Source organism: Providencia sp. PROV174, assembly GCF_028480685.1.
In the GTDB taxonomy this organism is placed as follows: Bacteria; Pseudomonadota; Gammaproteobacteria; order Enterobacterales; family Enterobacteriaceae; genus Providencia; species Providencia rettgeri.
This window is the reverse complement of the sequence record NZ_JAMPOT010000004.1, coordinates 11939-33920: the sequence shown is the minus strand read 5'-3', so window position 1 is coordinate 33920 and position 21982 is coordinate 11939. Positions and strand designations below refer to the sequence as shown.

19 protein-coding genes are annotated in these 21982 nt (G+C 40.8%); 5 read left to right on the top strand and 14 right to left on the bottom strand.

Annotated features, from left to right (window positions below; translation table 11 throughout):
- Positions 1–118: 118 nt before the first annotated feature.
- Entirely contained in the window at positions 119–2212 is a 2094-nt protein-coding gene (gene cstA, locus PSE60_RS01615) for a pyruvate/proton symporter CstA (protein ID WP_004908095.1), read from the bottom strand.
- 339 nt (positions 2213–2551) lie between these two features.
- Positions 2552–3460, bottom strand: a complete 909-nt coding sequence (locus tag PSE60_RS01610; protein WP_272664391.1) for an EamA family transporter — start codon at positions 3458–3460, stop codon at positions 2552–2554.
- A 268-nt stretch (positions 3461–3728) separates the two neighbouring features.
- Here PSE60_RS01610 and sugE point away from each other — a divergent pair, with 268 nt between their 5' ends.
- A complete protein-coding gene (sugE, locus tag PSE60_RS01605) occupies positions 3729–4043 on the top strand; it encodes a quaternary ammonium compound efflux SMR transporter SugE (RefSeq protein WP_272664390.1) in 315 nt (104 codons plus the stop codon).
- Positions 4044–4148: 105 nt separating this feature from the next.
- Here sugE and PSE60_RS01600 read toward each other — a convergent pair whose 3' ends face one another.
- Entirely contained in the window at positions 4149–4358 is a 210-nt protein-coding gene (locus PSE60_RS01600) for a helix-turn-helix domain-containing protein (protein ID WP_272664389.1), read from the bottom strand.
- A gap of 178 nt (positions 4359–4536) precedes the next feature.
- Between PSE60_RS01600 and PSE60_RS01595 the strand changes: the two genes are divergently transcribed.
- Complete coding sequence (locus PSE60_RS01595) at positions 4537–5310, top strand: hypothetical protein (protein WP_272664388.1); 774 nt, start codon at positions 4537–4539, stop codon at positions 5308–5310.
- Between the two features lie 63 nt (positions 5311–5373).
- Positions 5374–6558: an MFS transporter gene (locus PSE60_RS01590; RefSeq protein ID WP_272664387.1), complete on the top strand. Its 1185-nt coding sequence runs from the start codon at positions 5374–5376 to the stop codon at positions 6556–6558.
- A gap of 53 nt (positions 6559–6611) precedes the next feature.
- Here the strand turns inward: PSE60_RS01590 and PSE60_RS01585 are convergent, their stop codons facing one another.
- From PSE60_RS01585 to tet, 5 genes are all read right to left on the bottom strand, one after another.
- On the bottom strand, positions 6612–7712 hold the full coding sequence (locus tag PSE60_RS01585; protein ID WP_272664386.1) for a hypothetical protein: 1101 nt from the start codon (positions 7710–7712) through the stop codon (positions 6612–6614).
- Positions 7713–7725: 13 nt separating this feature from the next.
- Positions 7726–8859: an ABC transporter substrate-binding protein gene (locus PSE60_RS01580; RefSeq protein ID WP_272664385.1), complete on the bottom strand. Its 1134-nt coding sequence runs from the start codon at positions 8857–8859 to the stop codon at positions 7726–7728.
- Between the two features lie 18 nt (positions 8860–8877).
- A complete protein-coding gene (locus PSE60_RS01575) occupies positions 8878–11025 on the bottom strand; it encodes a TonB-dependent siderophore receptor (RefSeq protein ID WP_272664384.1) in 2148 nt (715 codons plus the stop codon).
- Positions 11026–11309: 284 nt separating this feature from the next.
- The gene (locus PSE60_RS01570) at positions 11310–11891 is read right to left on the bottom strand and encodes a TetR/AcrR family transcriptional regulator (RefSeq protein WP_272664383.1); all 582 of its coding nucleotides are present in this window, start codon (positions 11889–11891) and stop codon (positions 11310–11312) included.
- A 78-nt stretch (positions 11892–11969) separates the two neighbouring features.
- Entirely contained in the window at positions 11970–13172 is a 1203-nt protein-coding gene (gene tet, locus PSE60_RS01565) for a Tet(A)/Tet(B)/Tet(C) family tetracycline efflux MFS transporter (protein WP_272664382.1), read from the bottom strand.
- Between the two features lie 81 nt (positions 13173–13253).
- Between tet and tetR the strand changes: the two genes are divergently transcribed.
- A complete protein-coding gene (tetR, locus tag PSE60_RS01560; RefSeq protein ID WP_272664381.1) occupies positions 13254–13853 on the top strand; it encodes a tetracycline resistance transcriptional repressor TetR in 600 nt (199 codons plus the stop codon).
- A gap of 63 nt (positions 13854–13916) precedes the next feature.
- Here tetR and frdD read toward each other — a convergent pair whose 3' ends face one another.
- From frdD to frdA, 4 genes are read right to left on the bottom strand one after another with little or no spacing between them, the layout of a single operon-like run.
- Entirely contained in the window at positions 13917–14270 is a 354-nt protein-coding gene (gene frdD, locus PSE60_RS01555; RefSeq protein WP_004258620.1) for a fumarate reductase subunit FrdD, read from the bottom strand.
- 15 nt (positions 14271–14285) lie between these two features.
- On the bottom strand, positions 14286–14681 hold the full coding sequence (frdC, locus tag PSE60_RS01550; RefSeq protein WP_004258617.1) for a fumarate reductase subunit FrdC: 396 nt from the start codon (positions 14679–14681) through the stop codon (positions 14286–14288).
- 14 nt (positions 14682–14695) lie between these two features.
- The gene (locus PSE60_RS01545; RefSeq protein ID WP_004258616.1) at positions 14696–15430 is read right to left on the bottom strand and encodes a succinate dehydrogenase/fumarate reductase iron-sulfur subunit; all 735 of its coding nucleotides are present in this window, start codon (positions 15428–15430) and stop codon (positions 14696–14698) included.
- On the bottom strand, positions 15423–17219 hold the full coding sequence (gene frdA, locus PSE60_RS01540) for a fumarate reductase (quinol) flavoprotein subunit (RefSeq protein WP_102137997.1): 1797 nt from the start codon (positions 17217–17219) through the stop codon (positions 15423–15425). The genes PSE60_RS01545 and frdA overlap by 8 nt, the downstream gene beginning before the upstream one ends.
- A gap of 799 nt (positions 17220–18018) precedes the next feature.
- Between frdA and epmA the strand changes: the two genes are divergently transcribed.
- Complete coding sequence (gene epmA, locus PSE60_RS01535) at positions 18019–18996, top strand: elongation factor P--(R)-beta-lysine ligase (RefSeq protein ID WP_272664380.1); 978 nt, start codon at positions 18019–18021, stop codon at positions 18994–18996.
- A gap of 70 nt (positions 18997–19066) precedes the next feature.
- Here the strand turns inward: epmA and glpQ are convergent, their stop codons facing one another.
- Positions 19067–20140 carry a glycerophosphodiester phosphodiesterase gene (gene glpQ, locus PSE60_RS01530; RefSeq protein WP_272664379.1) on the bottom strand — a complete coding sequence of 358 codons (1074 nt, stop codon included), beginning with the start codon at positions 20138–20140 and terminating at the stop codon, positions 19067–19069.
- 103 nt (positions 20141–20243) lie between these two features.
- On the bottom strand, positions 20244–21593 hold the full coding sequence (gene glpT / locus PSE60_RS01525; protein WP_272664378.1) for a glycerol-3-phosphate transporter: 1350 nt from the start codon (positions 21591–21593) through the stop codon (positions 20244–20246).
- Between the last annotated feature and the right edge of the window lie 389 nt (positions 21594–21982).

The window sequence follows — 21982 nt, the reverse complement described above, 5'->3', positions numbered from 1 at the left end:
CCTAGTCACATACTGGAGTATGCTCCTAGGGATTATCTTCTTTGCCGCCTTGCTCCAACGTGAATTATTTTGGAGAAAGAGTATATGTCCTAAACAGTGACAAGCTTTTCTGCGAAAATCAATGATGGCGCGTATTTGCCACGATTTCTTCATAATTGGCTGGCATGGGTTCGTATGGTACTTCATTCGCTGTTGGTTGGTCGGATTTTAATGCCTTCAACGCAGTGCGGATGGAGAATAGAGCCAGTAATACCACGACAATCATAAAGAAAATAGTTAATCCTGCATCTAAGCGGTTATTGAAAATTAACTGAGTTAATTGAGACTCTGTATATTGAACAGGAATATTGCCGCTATCAATCATTGCTTGGAATTTATTTGCTACAGCTAAGAAACCTACACGGGCATCTTCACTGAAGGTTTTTTCCCAGCCTGCAGTCATCGTACAGATTAACAGCCAAGCCGTTGGTACTAAAGCGACCCATGCGTATCTTTGGCGCTTCATTTTGAACAGTACCACAGCACACAGCATTAATGCCATACCTGCTAACATTTGGTTCGCGATACCAAACAATGGCCACAAGGTGTTAATACCACCAAGTGGGTCGACAACGCCTTGGTGGAGGAAATAACCCCAAGCTAGCACACACAGTGCAGTTGCTATCAAGTTGGCGGGTAGCGAATCCGTACGTTTCAAAGATGGAGACACCACTCCCAGTAAATCTTGTAGCATAAAACGTGCTGCTCGGGTTCCTGCATCCACCGCGGTTAAAATAAATAATGCTTCAAATAATATGGCAAAGTGGTACCAGAACGCCACATTCATCAAGCCGCCAAGCGCACCGTGAAGAATATACGCCATCCCAACTGCCAGTGTTGGCGCACCGCCTGCCCGTGAAATAATACTGGTTTCCCCCACGTCATTAGCAATGCTGTTGAGCTGCTCAGGAGTGATCTGGAAGCCCCAACTACTTACCACTTGTGCTGCAGATGCGACCACATCTTGCGTACCTGCGGGAGCTAACATCGCCATGGGACTATTCATGGCAAAATAAACACCCGGGTCAATCACACAAGCGGCAACCAACGCCATAATTGCCACAAAAGATTCCATTAACATGCCACCATAACCAATGAAGCAAGCTTGGTTTTCATTAGCCAACATTTTTGGTGTGGTGCCTGATGAAATTAGTGCATGGAAGCCAGAAACGGCGCCACAAGCAATGGTAATAAATAAGAATGGAAACAAATCACCTGCCCAAACTGGGCCTGTACCATCAATATATTTCGTCAGCGAGGGCATTTGTAGATTTGGATTGAGGATTAAAATACCAATTGCCAAACCAATGATAGTCCCGATTTTTAAGAAGGTTGATAGGTAGTCGCGGGGAGCGAGTAACAGCCAAACTGGCAAAACGGCAGCAACAAAGCCATAACCGACTAACATCCAAGTGAGTTGAACACCAGTATAGTCAAAGTAAGGCGCCCAAGTTTCGCTTTCAGCAACCCAACCCCCTGAGATAATTGCAAATACAAGGAAAACGAGCCCAATAATAGAAACTTCACCAATGCGTCCTGGGCGGATATAACGGGTATAAATCCCCATAAAAATCGCTAAAGGAATAGTAAAGGCAACTGTATAAGTTCCCCATGGGCTATGAGTAAGGGCTTTTACGACAATCATGGCAAGTACGGCTAAGATGATTACCATAATCATAAAACAAGCGATTAAAGCCAGCACCCCTGCGGTATTGCCCATTTCTTCTTTGACTAATTCACCCAGTGAGCGGCCATCTCGACGTGTTGAGACAAACAACACCATAAAGTCTTGTACGGCACCTGCTAGCACAACCCCAGCGAGTAGCCACAACATACCGGGTAAATAGCCCATTTGCGCTGCAAGAACAGGGCCAACCAGTGGGCCGGCGCCTGCGATAGCGGCAAAGTGGTGACCAAATAATACTTTTTTATCTGTTGGTACGTAATCTAAGCCATCATTATGACGAATTGCTGGTGTCATACGAGTTGCGTCAACTTGGAGTACTTTTTTAGCAATAAAAAGCCCGTAATAGCGGTATGCAATCAGATAAATACATACGGCTGCGACGACGATCCACAAGGCATTGATTTGTTCGCCACGATATAAAGCGATGTAGCCAAGTGAAAAAGCACCGAGCAGAGCGAGCACAATCCAAATAAATTGTTTACCCATAGCCATCCCCATCTGTTCAATGAATGATATTTGTTATTTATTTAAGTGAAACTGAGGAAGATATAGCCATAGTTAAGTTAAAGAAAAAGTAGCTAAAACGAGACACCTAATTGAAATTTGAGATAAATTTAATAATTGTTGCCAGTATCACTAATTTAGGATTATTTATTGGATTTTATCTGGTTTTGAGCTAGCGATTATCTAATGAATTGGTTTTTTATCTGGATTTTTGGTGTTTTTTAGCAATAGTAACTATTGCGGTATTTTTGTTGATACGAGAATGGTTAAAGAAAAGAAAATAATCGGAAGCTAAAAAACTCCCGACTATTAATTGGTTAACTAGGCTCGTCTTAATTGTTGGATTATTTTTTTACCAAAAAGCGTGGTAATTAGACCAAACATGATTAAAACGAGGCCAGCAACTTGTACGCCATTTATATGCTCCCCAAGGAATAAAGCACTGCTGCTTAAACCAAAGACAGGAACCAACAATGAAAAAGGAGCAACACGCCAAGCTTCATAACGACCGAGCAGGACTCCCCAAAGCCCATAGCCGACAAATGTTGATAAATAAGCTAAATAGATAATGACACCAAAGACTGACCAATTAAAACCTGATAGCCCTTCAACAATGGCTTCTTCACCTTCTAAAACCCATGAACTAATCAAAAAGGGGATGATTGGGATCAGCGCGCTCCAACTGACCAATGATAGGGCGCTGCATTTCTCTGCGCCTTCCTGTTTCATTATGATTCGATTGGTGATGTTTCCACAAGCCCATGATAAACCAGCAATTAAAGTGAATGCTAGGCCTAGTAATGGAATATCATCTAATCCACCGGAGGTGGCGCCATTGGCTAAAACCGTTAGCCCTGCAATCGCGATAAACATGCCAATAAAATGGGTTGGTTGTAATGATTCTTTTAAAATCATTGCGCCGAGCAATAGCGTAAAGAACGCTTGGGATTGCAATATGACAGAGGTAATCCCCGCTGGCATACCCACTCTAATCGCGCAAAATAAGAAGGCAAATTGACCAAAGCTGATGGTGAGCCCATAGAGAAGCAATAATTTGAACGGAATTTTGGGGCGCTTAAAAATAAAAATAGCAGGAAAGGCCACAAACATGAAACGTAATGCGCCTAATAATAACGGCGGAAGTGCGGTAACGCCGAGCTTAATGATAACGAAGTTAACACCCCAAATAACCACCACACAAAGGGCGAGTAAGATGTCTCTGAGACTCATGCTGTTTTCTCGATGAACTTGCCAGATTAGACATCTACTTTACATGTGTATAATTTTGAGTGCGATGGCTATGATGCTTAATAATAAAAAACGGTATAAAAAGGTTAAATTTTATGGTTGATTTGCGCTTATTTGTTATTTTTCGTTGCTTGAGCCTAGGTCTGTGAATATTTATAATGTATTTATACATCATACGTATTCAGGACGACCTGAATCAACGTCATTTAAATATGGGGACGGCCCCAAGTTATTTACGCGAGAAACGAGCATGGCTTGGATCGTCCTTTTATTTGCGGGTTTACTAGAAGTTGTATGGGCTGTAGGGCTAAAATACAGCCATGGCTTCACCCGATTAACTCCGAGTATCATCACTATTCTCGCCATTATTGCGAGTATGGGGTTATTGGCTTATGCCATGCGTGATTTGCCGGTCGGCACGGCTTATGCCATTTGGACTGGGATAGGTGCGGTTGGTACTGCGATTGTGGGAATTATTTTTCTCGGTGAATCCGCGAATATGTTCCGCTTGTTAAGCCTTGCATTGATTATTACCGGGTTAATTGGTTTAAAAGTATCAAGTTAGCTTTCAAATTAAGCATATTTTAATTAATAAATAATAAGCGGATGACAGAGAAAGTTACCCGCTTTTTTTTGATATTTTGGGGACATAGAGATAACTATTCTTATGTTATTTTTCATTATAACGCGATGGCCAAATTTCAGATGCAGGTATATCCAAAAACTCAGCAATAATTCTTTCTCCTTTAGGCCAACGTCTTGAAAGCGCATTATTTAATGTTGATGAGTTTAGTCCGGCTTGTCGTGATATGGCAGAAAGAGAAGAGCCTTTTTTCTTTATTGCTGCAATAATGTCTGCTGAATGCCAATCTTTTTTCATTTTTTATCTCCAATTATTGTTTATTTAATGATTAAGTTTAAATTTTTATTTCATATTAATATAAAGTTATCAGTCCTATATTTAATAGTCTAATTAAATAATACTTTGAATATTTTTCATCCTATGATAAAGATACGTCTCTCGATGTTAATTATTTTTAAACTTAAAGGGATTTATTATGGATGTTAAAAATATTATTTTGGAAAAAGCTTGTGCTGGTTTGAATGATACATTTTCTAATTATTTTGACTGGAATGATATTGATCTTTCTTTTTCTAGAGTTGATGTTAGTAATAAGAAGGTTAACATTATTTCGAATAACTACGAATGGTTATTGGTCTATTGGGATGCAGATCTAGATAAACTAATGAGTGAGAGGCTATCATCAGGGATACAATATTGGAATAATTACTCTAAAGCTTATATGGAAACTTTATTGAGAACGAAAAAGAATGAGTTGAAGGTGGATTTTTGTACCAAATATGGAAGTGTATATGAAATAACTTCAATTAATTCAAAAAGAAAGCTTTCAATTAAAGAGATGTTCGCAATATATAAATGTCGTCCAACAATTGCTGATTATGCACATGGAATATGGAAATCAAATGATGATTATTTACCTTTAAGAGAGAATATAGAGTTATTGGTAGAAAATAATTTGGATAATAATGAAAAAGAAGCTGAAATTTTAGACGTGCATCAATACATGCGGTTTGGAAATATTCTTTTTACCCGAAAAGAGATTGTAACTATTAGGTTATTATTATCACATTGTAAAGTAAAAGAAATTAGCTATATACAAGGTTGTTCAGAAGTTTGTGAACATAAGAGAATTCAAAGAATTAAAGAAAAACTTGATTGTCCACATGCTTCTTCTAGTGGTCTATTTATGGCATTAAAGGAAAATGGAATTACACTAGCCTGCTTAGAAACCTTAGTAAGCTATCCTTAAATTTAAATGTACATTGAAATAATTAAAATACTTTATCATTTTTAAATGGATGTAAATATCAAAATGAAATGGAAATTTAGATTTGGTGTAGTTGCTGGTAATGCTTTGGAATACTATGATATTGCAGTTTTTGCAGCTATATCTACTTATTTAAGTATTGAATTAACTAAATTAGGTTATTCTCAAGCGACAGAAATGGTATGGGGTATCTTTGCATTACGTTTTTTAATCCGCCCTTTAGGCGGATATGTAATCGGTCGCTATGCTGATACGGTAGGAAAAAAGTCAGCCCTAGTATTAACAAGCTTGATAACAGGTACGGCAACATTAATGATGGCACTGTTACCCATTGAATTATTAGGGAACTATACGCCATTAGTGATATTAATTTTGCAGTTAGCTCTTTCTTTTAGTTTCGCAGGAGAGTTCCCTTCTCTAATTACGTACTTATTTAAGGATTTAGATGGAAATATTCGGTCTAGAGTTTCGTCAATTATTGTTGGTAGTTCTTTGTGTGGAGTTATTGCATCATTAGCTATCGTTTTCATGCTAAAGAATACGTTATCTGAAGATACTATGCAGTCAATTGGATGGAGGATCCCATTATTAATTGGTTTAATTAATATTTTAATTAGTTTTTGGTTTAGAGCTAAATTACCCGATTATAAAAATGAATCAAACAGAGAAATAATGTTCAGCTGGTACCGTATTTTTTTGGTGTTTTTATTTACCATTCCTGGAACTGTCACTTTTTACTCTCAAAGTTTGTCAACCTCACTAATTATTCAACAATTAAAGATAGATGAGATAAAAAATTATTATGAAATATTTTCATCCGGTTTATTGCTAGTTTTTATGATGATATGTGGTTGGTTAACAGATAAGTATGGTTCGGCTAAATTTGTTTCTGATATAGGCGTTATTGGGATGGTATTGTTTTCAGCGCCACTTTATTTTTTATTACAAATAGATAATTTGCTTCTAGTCTTTTTTGCTCAAGTCGTTATGTCTGCATACTCAGCGATGATATTGTGTAATTTATCAGCTGTACTGATGGATAAATCTGACGGACAGGCAACAATATTAGGTATTGGTTATAATAGTGCAGCTGCATCTATCGGTGGGATCACCCCTCTAATTGTCAGTTATTTAAGTCACTTTAACTTAGGTTATGTTGGGCTATTTATTGCGGTTTGTGGGCTTTCCTATTTTATTTCAGCTTGGCTTCCAAAGCCTAAGCTGACTTAGGCTTTAATATTTTTGCTAGTCCCCCTATGGGGCTAGCAATATTAATTTGCAGGCTAGAGTATCCAAGCAGTCCTAGCTCCTACCGTGGTACTTTTATGGCGTTCAGTGTGGCTAAGGCACAGGGCATCGATACCAGCGCTGGCTTGTGAATACCATGCTCCCCCACGCATTAGAGCGCGCTCACCATAATTGCGTAGATAAATTTGGTCACTGGTTTGTTTCGCTTTATAAGGCGCAAAGCCCAATACTTTCAGTAAAGTCAGTATTTGCTCTTGGCTTGTACTATCAAGCAAACGAAAAGGGCTATCGAGTAGACCTGCGGGGTAGCTGGAGTCACTCGGCTCGCCGTTAAAATTCAAGATATTTTGTGAAATGATTGGGGTTCCTGCATTGCCATCAGTTTTAGAAATTGGCGAGTCATATTTGGCACTTGTTGAACTGTTTATCGGGATATACTTGTTAGTCGTCATGTCAATAGCGTACCAATTTGCGGATGAGTACTCTAAGTTGATGGCTGCATCATTATTTGGGATCACTTGGATTTCACCTGAGTGTAACCGAGCACCCGTTTGCCATTCCCACAGATTTCCTACTAAGTCACTAATACCTGAAAGTTGATGGTTATGATGCCAGTTTTCCCATTGTGCATTGGTTCGGGTTGTTGGCGTTCCATGTAAATCACCTGTGGCAAGGCTATCTATTCTTGGAGTGAATTCATCATGGGAATAATAGTTACGGCCATAATCGGTATTGCCTTGAACAATGCCATTATATTGATTGGTCAATGCTGAAATGGCGCACCATTCGGCATTGCTACTGATATGACATCCTTTACCACTTTGCTTAGCCAGTAATTGAAATTGTAATAAATCAAGGTTGCATGCAGGTATTTGATCTGGCTGACTGACTAATTCGCCATCAAGCAAACTTGCGCAGTAGCAAGAGTAATAAAAAGCATCGATGGGCTGGTTATTGATAATAAAAGCAGGGTGAATTCCACTTCCCAATCGCTTATCAATATCCTCTAGGTTGAAGCGTGGAATAATGAAAACATAATTAGGTTGGCCCTTGGGGCTATAAATAATGGTGCGTTGTCCATTACTTTGTTTTTCAACTTGTTGACGTAATGGATCAGGGGAATAAATCATGGTCATATTAGCCTTTTTATTAAAGTGAAACCCAATAGCCTTCTTCCCACTTTACAGGTAAGAATTGTTCGGTGAAGGTTTTAAAAACGTTATCGGCATCAAGGTCAGCAAATAGCGTCGGGTGGAGCCAACTAGCGAGCTTTAAGACTGCGATAAAGCCAAAAGGGCTATCATAGAATGTGTGCCAAATGGCATGAACCTGCTGTTGTTTCACGGCACTTAAGGTCTTAAACGCATTACGTGCCATTAGCTGTTTCAGCTTCTGTTTTGCAATAGCTAAATCAGCCCCAGGCCCTAAACCCACCCAATTGCCTTTTGGGTTATAGCCGCTCCAATCCGTTCCTGTCACAATCACCATTTGTGCTTCAGTGTGGATGATGGCTTCCTGATTGAGAACACCATAAGTCCCATGAATATATTGTTTAGCTACATTTTCTCCACCCGCAAAACTAAGAAATTGGGCAAAGTTGCCATTTCCATAAGCTAGACAGCATTCATCAGTGAAGCCAGCGGCTCTTTCAAGGAGAACTTTGGGTTTAATAGGTTTTGCACTTTGCAAACGGCCTTTTACTCTACCCAGTTGAGTTTTAATAAATTGGTTGATTTGCTTTGCTCTATCTTGTTGTTGAAAAACATCAGCCATGATGGAAATGCTTTTGGGTGTATTACCAATGGGATCAACACTCATATCAAGCGCAATGACGGGAATTTTTACACGTTGTAATAGCGCTAGTAACCCGTTGGCTTGTAAACCTGAAAACGTCCCGGTTGTGGTAAATATCACTTCAGGTTGTAGCATTAATATCGTTTCTAAGTTCGCTTGGGCTCCACCAATCGAGGGAAGGTGAGGGAGTGTTTGAATCGCCGGAAAAGCTGTGCAATATTGCTGATAACTGCGTAAATCAGCCGTGCGAAAGTTGTTTGGAATAGCGACGAGTTTCTCCACGAAATTGTTTTCATTGAGTGCAGCGTAGAGAAACATTAGAGCTGGATCAGCCAAATAAATACGCTCAGGATTTTTTGGAAAGTCGACTGAGCGGCCGAGAATATCGGTAACACTGAGCTTATTCTCTGCAAAAGAAGGATATGGCACTAAATTAAGTGCCATAGTCGCCAATCCTGTTTTGATAAATGCTCTTTTGGAAATGGTCATGGGTGCTAACCTAGCCGATTAAAAATAGTAATTGAGGTTGGCAAATAACGTTCTATTCGTGCCTATGCTGCAGTAGGTAGAACTGGTGCAGCTAGCGACGTAGGATTTATTGGTGATATTACTCACGGTGAGCCCAATTTCCATTCCTGTTAATTCAGGAATGAGTGCGTCTATTTGGTACCTAGCGCTCACATCCCCAAGCCATACCGCAGGGACTTTAAAGGTGTTGGTATTGTCACCCCATGTTTCCCCTAAATAACGTACTCCCACCCCAACTAAAGCACCTTCTAAATAAGGGGAGTGAAAGCGGTAATCTAACCATGCGGAACCGCTATGTTTTGGGACTTGTACTGGGTGTTTATTTAGGACTGAGAGATCTTGGCTTTCAGTGATTTTGTTATCTGTATAGGCATAATTAAGCATTATATTTAGCGAGGGAGTGATAGCGATTCGGCTTTCAAAATCCATTCCTCGTGAACGAATTTTCCCTGTTTGGTTGTAATAATCAGGGTTTAGAGGGTTATGGGTAGTGACATTTTTTTGTTCTAATTCATATAGCGCGACACTTGCCATCATATCGCCTGCCTGGTTTTGGTATTTCAACCCAACTTCGGTCTGTTTTGATTCTGTAGGAATAAAGGATTTGCCGTCTGCATCAGTGCCTAAAACAGGATCAAAGCTATCAGACACACTGATCCACGGTGAAAAACCGCTTGTGAAAGCGTAGGTCAGCCCAACGCGTTGGCTCCATGCGGAAGTGTCATTCTTTTGCGTTGTTTTTGTCAGGTTATTGTTGGTATCGAGGTATGACCAATCATAGCGCCCACTGAGAATGAGATCCCATTGTTGCCAACTTAGTTGGTCTTGTAAGTAAACGCCATAACGATCAAATCGTTGCGTGGTTGATGTGCGGGATACCGGATAGGGTTTGAACTCAGGATAATAAGGTTTCACCCAAGGATCAAAACTGACGGTTTGCGATCCCCACCAGTCTTTATCGAGCTTTCCAGTCTGGTAATCAAAACCGGAAAGCAACTGATGGCTAATTGGTCCGGTATTAAGCTGGTAAATCAGTTGATTATCCGCAACTAACGTTTTTGATTGGCTTGGCGAATCTTGGTAAACCGCGGTAAGTAGCCGATCACCGGCTAAAAAGCCACGAGTAAAGTCACGTTTAATATGCGTATCGACATCGGAATATCGCATATTCTGTTTAAAAGTGAGAGAAGGGGTGATTTGATAGTCGACCAGTGAAGTAATAGACCATTGAGTGCGTTCAGATTTCTCATGTCTAGGGTCGCTGTAGTTTTGGGTAAAATCTAACTTACCATTTGGATTCGGTAATAAGCCAATTGCTTGAGCGGGTAGCGTATTATAGTGGCCAATATGAGGATCACGTTGATATTGGCTTAATACCGTCCAACTCAGTTTTTCATTAGGTTGCCAAGTGAGAGATGGAGCCAATAAATAGCGGGATTGTTTGGACGAATTGACCTGTGAATGCGTTGATAATGCTAACCCATTCATTCTATAAAATAACGTTTCGCTATCATTCAATGCACCTGTGGTATCAAATTTCACGGCATTGTTATCAAAGTTCCCTCTTTGGAATTGAATTTGATGAGACTCATTAGCGCTTGGTCGACGAGATTGCATATTGATAACCCCGCCAGCACCACCTTGGCCATATAATGCAGAAGATGGGCCATGAATAGCTTCGAGGCTATTTAGTGTCCATGAATCGATTTGCGGCCCCCAAATACCACTATTACCAATCACTTTCAGGCCATCTAAGTAATAGTCTGCATCGAATCCACGGATTTTTGAGAAATCAATGCCATTGCCAAAAGCACCAAATTTTTCACTGGTAACCCCAGCGCTATAGCGCAAGGCTTGGCTGATAGACTCAGAGGGCAGTGTGTCCATTTGCTCACGTTTAATAATGGAAACAAACTGTGGAGTTTCCAATAATGATGCGGAAGTTTTGGTTGCCGTTGATTGGGATTTATTAGCGTAGCCTGTGGGTTCGATATCATCATTTTCTGTGGCGGTGACGACAAGTACATCACTTTTAGGGGGAGACCCCATCGCAGTAGAACAAAATAAGGCTGAAATTAACAGGCTGATAGTCGATAGTTTGTCGGTTTGTTGTGTGATGTTATTCATGCAATCCAAGCCAATGAAGTAAAGGTAACAGTTGAATTTTGCGCTAGCATAGATCGACGACTGACCATCAGTCAATACAATTAATAATCATTTGCATTTAATAACGAATTATTAACAAGAAAAGAAATAGGTATTTTTTTTATTTAATTGATCTAAAAAGAAAATAAATTATTAGTGTGGTTCTGTATTATGTTGAGTGAAAGGAATGGAAGGTAACAAAAATGACTAAATTGAAATACAGTGGTTTGATCGATAAAAATGAAAAACCACTGTAACGAAATTATTTAGTTGATCAATTGACTGAATCGTTGGTATAGGATCTCACCCAAAGTATGTTGATCATACTCAGTACTATTGGCTAAATTATCAACAGCAGCATGCATGGAGTGATAAATCATTGTCGCCATCAATTCATGTGGCAATTCTGGCCATGCTTTGTTTTGTTCACCAAAAGCTAAAATAGCTTTAATCTGTTCAACTGCACGGGTTTCATGATCATTACTGCGTCCGTGGTATTCGTCATGAAATAGCATGTCGTGAATGTTTTGTTTTTCAACATAGTATTTGACGCTATTTTCACACCATGATTGGAGTTTGGCTGATGCACTTTTTTGTGAGTCTAAAGCGGATTGGATGTGGCCTAGATACCAATCCATATAGCGAGTGCGTAAGGCTTCCATAATGTCATTTTTTGACTGGAAGTAGTGATAAAAGGTTCCTTTTGCAACATCCGCAGATAAGACAATTTCGCTAACCGTAGTATTGACAAAACCTTTGGAAAGAAAAAGTTTTTCTGCTGCGTTCATTAGGTCATCAAGCCTTTCTTCCGCAGGTTTTGTTCTTGGTTTTTTAGGTTGTATTGTCATTGAAATATCTCTTAACGTCATGTACCAAAAGCAAATCTGATAGGGATATCATAGCATTTAATATTCATATGCTAAAATTTAGCTTGCCGGTCGTGTCACTATTTTAACTATCTGTCTGCTGCTTCTATAAAAAGATAAAATAAATACGATCAAGAAAACATACATTATCGCACCAATTAGCCACACCCAACCGTCCCAACTTGCCAGTGTAAGGCCAAGAATAAAGCTAAATAGTAATGGGCCAATTACCCCTGTGGCATTGGTTAAACTCACCAATACGCCTTGTAATTTACCTTGATTAGCTTGATTGACGTGAGCTGACATTAACCCTTGTAGTGCTGGTAATGCAATACTACCGCCGGCGAGTAAGATTAATGTAGGGTAGATCATCCAACCTTCTGTGAGTAATGACAAAATAATAAATGCGCTTCCGTCTGCGACAAAGCCGACAATGATTGTTACCTTTTCATTGAATTTTTTGGCAATGGCACCAGCAACAAAAGCTTGGAATAGGGCATGCATAACGCCTAAGCCTGCCAAAGATAATCCAACTTGAACACTATTCCATTGGAAGCGATTTTCGGTAAATAGTACCCAGGTTGTTGCAGGGATCTGGCCAATTAACTGTGCCATAAAAAAGACGAAAAGTAGCAAAATGACGGGTTTTATCAGCTGTATGAAGGAAACTGACAGCTCTACAGTTTCATTTTGATCATTCTGTATGGCATTTTTATTTTGATCTTTAAAAATAAGCCAGATCACGACAAAAGAGCATGCGTTCAAGATAGCTGCAATAACAAAAGGTAAATGCGGGGAAAATTGCCCCGCGAAGCCACCAATTGCAGGGCCGGCGATTAACCCAACCCCAAATGCTGCGCCTAATCGGCCAAACCACTTAGTACGCTCTTGTGGGGCAGTGTTGTCGGCAATAACAGAAGCAGCTACGGCGCCTGTTGCGCCAGTGATCCCTGAAATTAAACGACCTAAATACAGCATCCAAAGTGAGCTCGATAAAGCCAATAAACTGTAGTCCAGTGCGGCTCCTGCAAGGGAGATCAACAAAATAGGCCTGCGGCCGAATTTATCAGACCACTTGCCCAATATTGGGGCAAAAAACACCTGCATGATGGCGTACAAAGCCAGCAAGATGCCGTAATGATTTGCCAAGTTTTCTAGGGTTACATACTCACGAAGTAAGGCAGGTAAAACAGGCATGATCAAACCGATCCCCATAGCATCAAGGGCGGTGATCGTTAATGCAGTGATCGCAAATTTATTCATTATTTATTTCTCTATCATTGATAGATTTGGAATATATCCCTATCAGTGATAGAGTGTCAATAGAAAATTAAGGGGAAAGCGATGGCAAGATTGGATAAAGAAACCATTATTACGGCTGCATTAGATTTGCTGAATGAAGTGGGAATGGAGGGGCTGACAACGCGAAAATTGGCCCAAAAGCTCGGGGTTGAGCAACCCACGCTGTATTGGCATGTGAAGAACAAGCGCACATTGTTGGATGCATTATCGGTTGAAATGTTAAAACGACATCATGACCATCCATTACCTGTTGAAGGTGAAACGTGGCACGAGTTCTTGCGCCATAATGCACTAAGTTTTCGTCGAGCCTTACTTAGCTACCGTGATGGGGCAAAGGTACATTTAGGCACGCGGCCTAGTGCAGAGCAATACGCCACGGTGGAAAAACAATTGCAGTTTATGGTTGGTAGCGGTTTTTCATTAAAAAGTGGCCTTTACGCAGTGAGTGCAGTGGGGCACTTTACATTAGGTTCAGTACTTGAACAGCAAGAACATTTGGCGGCAATGGCTGAGAGAGATGTTGAACAAGATGGGGCTATGCCATTGTTATTAAAGGAAGCTGTTCAAATCATGGATAATGATGACGGAACAGAAGCATTTTTGTTTGGTTTAGAATCACTTATTCGAGGTTTTAAGCCCTAAAAAAGAAAAGGTATGACAATGCGCAGTCATACCTTTCATTAAAATAATGTGTGATTGAATTATTTACAGAGTAAATACACCAATAATTGCAATTACACTAATGATTGCTGAGCCACCGTAGAAAACCCATTTGGTCGCAGGGACATGGATTTTAAAGTCGTGCAGCGTATGGTGAATACGGTGCATACCACACCACACTGGCAAAATAATCATCAATAATAAGAATACGCGGCCGATAAAGCTTTGGCTAAATGCCATAATGCGCTCATAGCTCAGCATTTCTGGTGCCACACCGAGAGGAATTAAAATTCCTAACAGAATGATGATTGCAGGGCCAATCACGGCACTCCACATACCACCTGCACCAAATAACCCCCAGAAAATCGGCTCATCGGAACGTTTAGGCGTTAGATTCATCAGATTCTCCTTAGATTAAAATAACAATGCGATTGCTAAGATTGCCGCCGTAACAACAATCGTGAGAGCCCAGAAGCCTTTAACGATAGGCTCATCAGACATTTTCTTATCTTTCACAATAATACTGACGGCTTTTGGCGCAAGGTTGAACCACGTCGTGGTATGCAGCAATGTCGCAGCCAATGTAATGATGTTAATGATAAGAATGATTGGGTTGCTTAAGAACCCAACAAAGCCAGCCCATGATTCTGGACCGCTTTTCAGCGCAAATACCCCATACAGGACTAAAATACTGAACCAGACCTGAAGGACGGAGGTACTTTCACGCATGATGTAAAAGCGGTAAAAACCCAGCTTTTGCCACCAGTCGCCCTTCATTTCTCTGACATAGGGTTTACGTTTCGTAGTCATGACTTCAATTCTCCTTATCGTGGCTTCAGCATGGCGATAACAAAGTCTTGCGCGCTGGCAACTTTCCCTTGCTGAATAGCACCAGCAGGGTCGACATGCTTAGGACAGACTTCAGAACAGTAGCCTACAAACGTACAGCTCCAGACACCATTGTCACCGTTTAATAAGGTCATGCGTTCTTTCGCACCATGGTCTCGGTTATCTAAATTGTAGCGCTCTGCCAATGTGATCGCGGCTGGGCCGATGAACTCTGGGTTCAGTCCAAATTGTGGGCAAGCTGCATAGCACAGACCACAGTTGATACAGCCTGAGAACTGATGGTATTTGGCCATCTGTGCAGGCGTTTGCTTATTTGGGCCCTCAGAAGGTTTACGGTCATTACCGATAATATACGGTTTGATCGCCTCTAAACGCTCAATAAAGTGAGTCATATCAACAACAAGGTCGCGCTCAATTGGGAAGTTACCTAATGGCTCAACTTTCATACCTTGCGGGTATTCACGCAGGAATGTTTTACACGCCAGTTTAGGCACTTTATCAACCATCATGCCGCAAGAACCACAAATCGCCATACGACAAGACCAGCGGTAAGATAGGTCTGGAGCGAGGTTATCTTTGATATAGCCTAACGCATCTAACAAAGAAGTTTGCTCGTCGTAAGGGACATCATACGTCACCAAATGGGGCTCACTATCCGTTTCCGGATTGTAACGCATGATCTCCATTTTTAGGTGTTTCATATCATCCATTAGCTTGCTCCTTCTTCGCCTTATCTTGAGCTTCAGCTTCGGCACCGTAAACACGTTTAGCTGGCTGAGATTTCGTGATTTTCACATCACTGTATTCTAAACGAGGGGAGCCCTCTGGGTTATAGAATGCCAAAGTATGTTTAAGGAAATTCACATCATCACGCTCAGTACAACCTTCGTCGAGACGTTGGTGTGCACCACGTGATTCTTTGCGGTTGATTGCAGAGTGAGCCATACATTCCGCCACATCAAGGCCAAAGCCTAATTCAATGGTGTACAGTAGGTCAGTGTTAAATACGCTGCTATGGTCAGTAATTTCGACGTGTTTGAAGCGTTCTTTCAGTTCAGCAATCTTATCAACGGTTTTTTGCATTAATTCAGGAGTACGGTAGATACCGCAGCCTTCTTCCATTGAAATACCCATTTCGTCACGAATTTTCGACCAGCTCTCTTTCCCTTTTTGGTTCATGAGTTTACTGAGGTCAGCTTCGATATCACGGGTACGGGCTTCGATAGCATTTGCATTGGCAGGTGTTGCTTCAGCAGCATGGCGAGCGGCTTCTTCACCGGCCAAGCGACCAAATACCACTAATTCAGCTAATGAGTTAGAACCTAAGCGGTTTGCACCGTGTAAGCCAACAGAAGAACACTCACCAACGGCAAATAGGCCTTTAATGCGCGTTTCTGTACGTTGATCCGTTTCGATACCACCCATAGTGTAGTGAGCGGTTGGGCGAACAGGAATTGGGTCTGTTACTGGGTCGACGCCCACGTAGGCTTTCGCCAATTCACAAATAAATGGTAAACGCTCATGTAGTTTTTCTGCGCCAAGGTGACGTAGATCCAGATAGACGACATCACCACGGTGAGTGCTAATGGTGCGACCTGCACGCCATTCGTGCCAGAATGCTTGGGAAACTTTGTCACGAGGACCGAGTTCCATATATTTATTTTCAGGTTTACCCAGTGGTGTTTCAGGTCCCATTCCGTAGTCTTGCAGATAGCGATAGCCATCTTTATTGACTAAGATACCACCTTCTCCACGACAACCTTCTGTCATCAAGATACCTGAGCCTGGGAGGCCTGTTGGGTGATATTGAACGAATTCCATATCACGTAAAGGGACACCATGGCGGAATGCCATCCCCATGCCATCACCAGTAACAATACCGCCATTGGTGTTGTAACGGTAAACGCGTCCTGCTCCGCCTGTTGCCATGACAATGGAGTTTGCACGAATTTGGACTTTTGTGCCTTCCATCATATTTAATGCAACAAGACCGCGAACTTGGCCTTCATCAACAATGATATCGAGAACGAAGTGTTCATCAAAACGTTGAATTTGTGGATATTTTAATGAAGTTTGGAACAGGGTATGGAGCATGTGGAAGCCAGTTTTATCAGCAGCAAACCACGTACGCTCAATTTTCATCCCACCAAAACGGCGAACGTTAACTGAACCATCTGGTTTACGGCTCCACGGGCAGCCCCATAGCTCTAGTTGGGTCATTTCTGTTGGGCAGTGTTCGACGAAATAATCGACGACATCTTGCTCACACAGCCAGTCCCCACCAGCGACAGTATCATTAAAATGATAGTCATAGGAGTCATGAGCCTGAGTAACTGCTGCTGATCCCCCCTCTGCTGCCACGGTATGGCTACGCATTGGGTATACTTTTGAGACCAGAGCAATCTTGATATTGGGATTTGCTTCAGCGGCAGCAATTGCTGCACGTAAGCCTGCGCCCCCGGCCCCGATAATCGCTAAATCGGCATTGAAGGTTTGCACTGCGCTTCTCCATTGTTCAAGTGTAAAATTGATAAATTCTTTTAAATACTTTTGATAATTAGCTACATTATTTTCAGTTCAACTTAAAGCTAAACTACGAAATATCTGTTTTTTAATAGTAAATAATATAATAGCTAATAATGACTTATCATGCTGTGAATTATAGCGAATAGTCCTCAAGATAAATTTGATATAGAGGGGGGTTTTGGCCAAATTTAGTGATAAAGTGTGAGGTAGATCTTCTTTTTATAAATTGTTTTTACATCACTCGATTTTCTAGGCTGTTAACATCGAATAAAAAGGAATTTCAAATAATTATCATTAAATTTACATAAACTTTTAGTGTATAAAACCAAGTGAATTAGTCAGGTTTTATCAATAATCAGTGATTAATACTATTATTATAGCTGAAGAGTTTAATTCATATTGAATGCTAATTTGCGAGGAGTCTCACTATTTATTTTTAGAATAAATTTAATTTTGAACAGAAAATTTTAAAATAGATTGAGAAAGCGAATCGTTTCGCTTTTTTAGTAACAGATATGTCACATAATATAAGAATTAATCATGTTTCAGGCTATTTTCATTACTCTTTCCATCGCTACACCATAAAGCTCAAAGTAAAGGCTTTGCCTAATCGTATAAAGCAAGAGATAATCAGGCTATCTCTACTTACTCATCATGTCGGCAGTTGCAAGTATTTACGTTCAGATAAATGTGCATTATCAGTGTAAATGCATTGTGTGTTGCCTGTGAGGTGGGTACACTGCACGACTAAGTTTATTTTGGAGTCATCTTAATGAGTGATATAGCGAATTGGCAGCCAACCGCCCCCATCGCTAACTTGTTACAGCGCGCAAAAATAATTGCGGAAATCAGACGTTTTTTTACTGATCGTTGTGTACTTGAAGTCGAAACCCCCGCAATGAGTCAGGCAACAGTCACTGACATTCATCTTGTCCCATTTGAAACGCATTTTGTGGGTCCTGGTGCGGCGCAAGGTATTAATTTGTATTTAATGACCAGCCCTGAATACCACATGAAACGCTTATTAGCGGCCGGTAGTGGTCCTATCTATCAGTTAGGTCGTAGCTTTAGAAATGAAGAAGCAGGGCGACATCATAATCCTGAATTTACCATGTTAGAGTGGTACCGCCCGCATTTTGATATGTACCGCTTGATCAATGAAGTGGATGACCTACTGCAACAAGTTTTAGAATGTGAGAGTGCAGAGCTACTTTCATACCAACAAGCGTTTTTACGCTATTTGGATATTGACCCGTTATCTGCTGAAAAAAGTGAATTACGTGAGGTTGCAGCTCGTTTAGATTTAAGCAATATCGCTGATACTGAAGAAGATAAAGATACCTTGCTACAGCTGCTATTTACCATGGGTGTTGAGCCTCATATTGGCAAAGAAAAACCGGCTGTTGTGTATCATTTCCCTGCAACCCAAGCGTCTCTTGCCGTGATTAGCACTGAAGATCACCGCGTTGCTGAACGTTTTGAGGTGTATTATAAGGGAATGGAACTGGCGAATGGTTTCCATGAACTCACTGATGCAAGCGAACAACGTCAGCGATTTGAACAAGACAACCGTAAGCGAGCGGCAATGGGGCTACCTACCGCACCTATTGATGAGCACTTGCTCGCGGCTTTAGAGCATGGTTTACCTGATTGTTCTGGTGTCGCTGTTGGGGTTGATAGGCTGATTATGATTGCTTTAAATGCAGATAAAATCAGTGATGTGATCGCATTCCCTGTCACTATCGCTTAAATTTAAATTAAGATGGTCAACTTGAAGAGAATGCAGCCAAATGGCTGCATTCTTATTTTGTCCCAGAAAACTATTTTTGTTTCTGTTGCTCTAAGAACTTAACCCCTAAATCAGGGAAGTCGGTGAAGGCACCATCGACATCGGCTTGGTTATAAATGATGTCATAAAGTTGTTGCCCATCTTTGGCGTATTTTGGCAGCTTATCAACACGGATAGTGAACGGATGAACCGCCATTTTGTTGTCATGGGCTTCTTTGACCATGCCATTCACTTTGATATTGCTTGGTGTGGATTCTTCACTAATTAGCATATGATAATCAGGGCCAATGCCATCTGCATAAGTGGCAATTTCTTTCATAGCACCCGGTTTCATCATCCAATCATAATTGTAATTGACCCACGTCCCGTCAGGTTTTTGTTCTTGAGTCTCGTTCCAATCGGTGTAAGCAATCAATTGAATTAATTTAAGATCCATCCCCATTTCTGGCATCAAGGTATTTTTGATACGTTTTAGGTCATTTGGGTCAAATGATTGTAGATAAACGTTGGAATCCTTGGTGGTGTAGCCATATTCTTTAAGAACTTCGAGTGTTTTCTTGGTGATATCTTTGCCTTCTTGTAGGTGGAACCAAGGCGCCTTAATTTCTGGGTAGATACCAATATTTTTACCCGTTGATTTGTTTAATCCTTGAACAAATTCAATCTCTTCTTGGAAGGTATGAACGCGGAAGTCTGATTTGCCCATCGGGAAGCGGTTCGGATAGCTTTGGACTTTTTTGCCATCAACAATATCAAATCCTTCTGTAAAATTGAGTGATTTGATTTCATCAAGGGTAAAGTCAATCGCATAGTAACGGCCATCTTTACGGGCGCGATCAGGGAAACGTTCAGCAACATCTGTTACGCGATCGAGATAATGGTCATGTAAGACCACAAGTTCGTTATCTTTCGTCATAACTAAATCTTGCTCAAGAAAATCAGCACCTTGTGCGTAAGCCATTGCTTTTGCAGGTAGGGTATGTTCCGGTAAGTAACCACTTGCACCACGATGTGCAATGACAACTTTACTTGAAGCTTGAGCTACAGCAGACACTGACATCACTAAAACCATACTAGCCACCAATGTTTTTAATGGAAAGCTCATGATTATATCTCCTTGGCACTTTATTTGGGTAAAAAAATGGGCTACATCATTTTTTGATATAGCCCACGAGTCTAGCGATTAACAATGAACATTTGATGAATGTCTATTGTGAGTTTGCTAATTCACGTTTATGTTTGCTTTCGCTCAACATGACGATAAACAGTAGAACAACCGCTAATGCTGAACCACCGATCATGACTGCGAAGCCACCGTCCCAACCGAAGTAGTCTACGGTATAACCGACGATAGCACTTGCTGCTACAGAACCACCGAGGTAGCCGAACAAGCCAGTAAATCCTGCGGCTGTACCAGCTGCTTTTTTCGGTGCAAGTTCAAGGGCGTGTAAACCAATCAACATAACAGGACCATAGATTAAGAAACCGATGATCAGCATACATGCCATATCAATATTTGGGTTACCCGCTGGGTTCATCCAGAACACGATAGTTGCGATGGTTACCAGAACCATGAAGAACACACCAGTGGCTCCACGGTTACCGCGGAAGACTTTATCCGACATCCAACCACACAGTAATGTTCCTGGGATACCTGCGTATTCATATAAGAAGTAAGCCCATGAAGATTTGTCCATTGCAAAGTGTTTTACTTCACGTAGGTAAGTTGGAGACCAGTCCAAAACACCGTAGCGCAGTAAGTAAACGAACACGTTAGCAATTGCAATCATCCATAACAGTTTGTTCGGGAAAACATACTTCATGAAGATTTCTTTTGCTGTTAACTCTTCTTCATCGGATGCTTTATAGTCTGTTGGGTAGTCGTTTTTGTATTCTTCAATGGGTGGAAGACCACAAGACTGCGGGGTATCACGCATTAATGCAAATGCAATAATCGCAACGAGGATAGCGGCCAATGCAGGCATATACAGTGCGGCTTTCCAGTCGTTAAACCATGCCATACCTAACATGAACAGTAATGGTGGGATACCGCCACCAACGTTATGCGCACAGTTCCAAACCGAAACAATACCACCACGTTCTTTTTGTGACCACCAGTGAACCATGGTACGTCCACAAGGAGGCCAACCCATACCTTGGAACCAACCACAAAGGAACAGTAATACGAACATGATCATGATGCTCGATGTTGCCCATGGCACGAAGCCCATGATTAACATCACCGCGGAGGCGAGAATCAAACCTGCTGGTAAGAAATAACGCGGGTTTGCGCGGTCGGAAAACGACCCCATGATAAATTTAGAAAATCCGTAAGCAATTGAGATCCCTGATAATGCAAAACCAAGGTCACCTTTAGAGAAACCTTGTTCAACAAGATATGGCATCGCTAACGCAAAGTTCTTTCGGACTAGATAATACGCTGCGTAACCAAAGAAAATACCCATGAAGATCTGCCAGCGAAGCTTACGATAGACAGGATCTACCTTATCAGCTGGCAGCCTCTGTATATGAGGTGCTGGTTTAAAAATGCTTAACATATACGCCTCCGATGGCATGCTAATTTTTATTTACACTTCCATTTCTCTGTTTCAGAGAAAGATTGAGTGTTTATTATTGGTGAAGTAACAAAAACGAAAATAATCGAGTAATTTAAGAGTCTTTATTTTCTTAATTGCTCTAAATTGTAGTCGTTAAAAAACAATTTATCTGTAATCCAACGCACAATTATTGATTTTGTTTATGAAGTTGCATAGTAAATGACATTTGTGAATAGAATGGAACTAGAAATGTTAATTATTTTGTGATTTTCATCACGATTTTGCTCTTTAAAACACTAAAAATGGATCTATCACTTTCGTTTTTGTTCCTTATCAAACATTGAACGCGTTTCTGGGCTATATTTAATAATAGATTATAAAAATAGAAC